This is a genomic window from Falsiroseomonas oryzae, from assembly GCF_027856955.1.
GTDB lineage: Bacteria > Pseudomonadota > Alphaproteobacteria > Acetobacterales > Acetobacteraceae > Falsiroseomonas > Falsiroseomonas oryzae.
Genome location: NZ_JAPSMD010001023.1, coordinates 1 through 541, shown reverse-complemented (window position 1 = coordinate 541; position 541 = coordinate 1). Strand labels below are relative to the sequence as shown.

General features: G+C 78.0%; 1 protein-coding gene. It reads right to left on the bottom strand.

From position 1 onward, the window contains the following. A partial coding sequence (locus OZN99_RS33300) for an NAD(P)H-hydrate epimerase (protein WP_270939435.1) occupies positions 1-541 on the bottom strand: 541 nt, incomplete at both ends.

Sequence of the window (541 nt, the reverse complement as noted above, 5' to 3'; positions counted from 1 at the left end):
GTCACCAGCCCCGCGCCCGCGCGCCGCGCGCCCGCCGCAACCAGGCGCGCCGCACCGGTCATGCCTGCGCCTGCTGCCACGGCGACGTGGCCGCGCACATACTTATGCGCCTCCGCCGACGGCCGCGGGATGCGCCACAGCCATGGCCCGTTGCGCCAGGCACGCGGACCGATGGCGGGCAGCACTCGGGCCGGAAGCCCGATCTCCGCCAGCAGGGTCTCCCCGCACAGCCCGCGCCCGGGGAACAGCAGGTGCCCGGGCTTGCGGCGGAAGAAGGTGACGGTCAGCGCGGCCTGCGGCGCGACGCCGAGCACCGCGCCCGTCGCGCCGTCCACGCCGGAGGGCACGTCCACCGCCAGCAGCGGCGCGCGCACCGCGCGCAGGACCTCCGCGGCCAGCCCGTTCACAGCCTTCGAGAGTCCCGCGCCGAAGACGGCGTCGATCACCAGCGCCGCGCGCGCGGCCTCGGCGGCAGAGAATGCGACCACCGGCCCCTTCAAGCGCGCAGCCGCCAGCGCCGCGTCGCTGCCCGGCCGCGGCG